Source organism: Deltaproteobacteria bacterium (assembly GCA_003194485.1).
Lineage (GTDB): Bacteria > Desulfobacterota > Dissulfuribacteria > Dissulfuribacterales > UBA3076 > UBA3076.
Genome location: PQXD01000069.1, coordinates 1 through 2,591 on the forward strand (window position 1 = coordinate 1; position 2,591 = coordinate 2,591).

Annotated in this window: 2 protein-coding genes; both read left to right on the plus strand. The window is 48.5% G+C overall.

Features of this window, described 5'->3' with window-relative positions:
* Window positions 1-284 precede the first annotated feature (284 nt).
* Complete coding sequence (locus C4B57_12065; protein ID PXF50507.1) at window positions 285-1,808, plus strand: hypothetical protein; 1,524 nt, start codon at window positions 285-287, stop codon at window positions 1,806-1,808.
* Entirely contained in the window at window positions 1,795-2,424 is a 630-nt protein-coding gene (locus C4B57_12070; GenBank protein ID PXF50508.1) for a hypothetical protein, read from the plus strand. Before C4B57_12065 ends, C4B57_12070 begins: the two co-directional genes overlap by 14 nt.
* Window positions 2,425-2,591: the final 167 nt, after the last annotated feature.

Below are 2,591 nucleotides of genomic sequence, written 5' to 3' on the forward strand. Positions count from 1 at the left end.
TCCCAATCGTGATACACGATTTTCATGTTATAGGAATTGGTAGAGATGGAGTCTGAGGGGCTTTTGGGCCCCACAATTCACCAATCCCTGGTAAACCTTCTCTCCAATCCCTGGAAAGCGATTTCCTGTCAATTTTCCTATCAATCAATTAGAGGCCGATAGATACTACAGAGTCAGCCATATACCGACAGTGGTGTCCGGCTTGGTGATCCTGTGGTGCTCTGTGGTTTCGTGACGGACGGTGGACTCCGGGAGATCCCTGATTCGTCCAGGAAACGGGGGATATGAAAAGAGGTATGATGCGTGCATCTAAGAAAATAATTGTCGCGTTCCTGATGCTGGTCCTGGCATCTTTGTCAGGGTATGGGTATGCAGACGAGACGGGCGGGATCGACGTCATTCTCGTCATGGACAGCTCGGGGAGCATGAAAAAGACCGACCCCATGACCCTGCGCATACCTGCGGCCAGGCTGTTCTTGTCTCTCCTTGGGAAACATGACAGGGCAAGCGTCGTGAGCTTCAGTGATAAGGGGTATCCATTGATGCAGTTAATGAAAATCGATGGGAACGACGAAAGGCTGTACGATACAGTCGGCAGGATTTCTTCACGGGGAATGTATACGAATATCTATGACGCGCTCCTGAAGGGCTTTGATGTCCTGCGGGCGAACTGGCTGCGCGATCGGAAAAAGATCATTGTTCTCATGTCTGATGGGAAGATGGACGTGGGTGACCCTGCCAAAGACAGGCAGTTGGTCCAACGGGTACAGCAGGAGCTTGTACCGAGGCTCAGAGAGAGGCGGATCAGGATCTATACGATCGCCTTCAGTGAGTTTTCCGACAGGAAATTACTCGGGGAGATCGCGGAGAGGACGGACGGCTCCTTCAATCTCGCTCTGGAGGACAGGGACCTCCACAAGATTTTTTCTTCAATATTTGAGAATGCCAAACAGCCGGAGATGCTCCCCATAGAAGGAGGCAGCTTTCTGGTGGACCCATCCATTCAGGAAGTCACCATCGTGGCCACAAAAGGCAAGCCCGACGCGAAGATCATGCTGCAATCTCCGGATGGCAAAAAGTATTCATCGTTTCAGAGTGCAGGCGACATGGAGTGGTTTATATCGAGGGAATTTGTCATGGTCACGGTCAGAAAGCCCATTCCGGGCACGTGGGAGCTGCTCTTCAGTGCCGATGAGGGAAACAAGGCCTATATCATTTCCGATCTTCAGCTGAAGACGAATTTCGACCGGCTGAACATACCCCTCTATGAGCCGGTCAATTTTGATGTATGGCTTGAGAAGGATGGTGCTGTTTTGAATGAGAAACTGATCCTTGAGGGGGTCGACCTCTTCGCGGAGGTAGGGGAAGCAGGGAGTGAACCAGTTATGATGAAGCTCGGTGACACAGGAAACAAGGGTGACCGGCACAAGAATGACGGTCTCTTTTCCTTTCTGTATATACCCCGGAGCGCCAGGCAGGCGGAAATCAGGATCGTGGCAAAGGGAAAGACCTTTGAGCGTGAGAAGGTCTTTCATCTCAATATCATCGGCCCGGAAAAGGAAGAAGAAGTTCATGATGAAACGAAAAGGGATGGCAGTGATCAGGTGACGGAGAGACAGCACGATGAAGAGCAGGTTGAGTGGAAAAAGGTCCTGACGCGGTTTGTCATTCTTAACCTTATTGTGGCCATGGGGTTTCTTTTCTATGCAAAGCGGGGCATCCTCATGAAGGGCTCACGATCGCGACCCGCTAATAATGACAAAGAAGAAGGCAGTGAGAAAGAGGAGAAAGACAATGATCAGGATTGATGCCTTGCTGTTTCTCTTCATTGTCGAATTCCTGTTGATCTTCATGGGTCTGGCAATCTATATGTTTTTCAGATACAGAGGAAGGTCGAAGGAAGTGATCATCCTCGAGAAAAAGAGAATGGACTTCATCAGGTTCCTTGAAGAGTCGGTCATCAAATTTCAGCAGAAGATCAAGAAATTCAAGGATGGCAAGGAATTGGAAAATGAAGAAACCATGTTTGTCAGGGAAGCAATTGAGACAAAAGTGGAGTTCATGCTTGCCGCGCTCGACGGGTGCAAAAAGGGGGAAGGCGATGAAAAGATTTTCTGGGAATACCTTGCGGGATGGTTTGACAAGTTCATTGGCGGACAGCTCAAGCGCATCAGGGAACTGGAAATAGAGAAAGACAAGATACATAAGGAGATCATGGAAGACAAAGCCCGTGCTGCCGGTGATAGGGAAAAATACGAACAGAAGGCAATGAAAGAGAAGAAGGCGTTACATGAACGGGTTCAGGAGCTGGAACAAGAGATTGAAGAGCAGAAGAAGGCTCAAGAGAAATTACAGAAAGAGTATGATCATCTCGAAAGCGAGTACACCGTTCTCTATAAAAAGCATAAAAGCGAAGACATCTAACCTTGCCTCGTTGCTATCGATCTCACAGGTCACGTATATTAGGGGACATCCTATCTTACCCCTGTCAAGTTAAAATATTTCTTTTTTAAAAACAGCTAGTTGAACATTTAGGTACCTATAAGGCGCAAGTTCCCTGCTGGGCCTGTAACAGCTCCATAAAAAGGTCC

Excerpts from the sequence above, each read along its gene's own strand:
- C4B57_12065 (PXF50507.1), top strand. The coding sequence starts at position 285 with ATGAAAAGAGGTATGATGCGTGCATCTAAGAAAATAATTGTCGCGTTC.
- C4B57_12070 (PXF50508.1), top strand. The coding sequence starts at position 1,795 with ATGATCAGGATTGATGCCTTGCTGTTTCTCTTCATTGTCGAATTCCTG.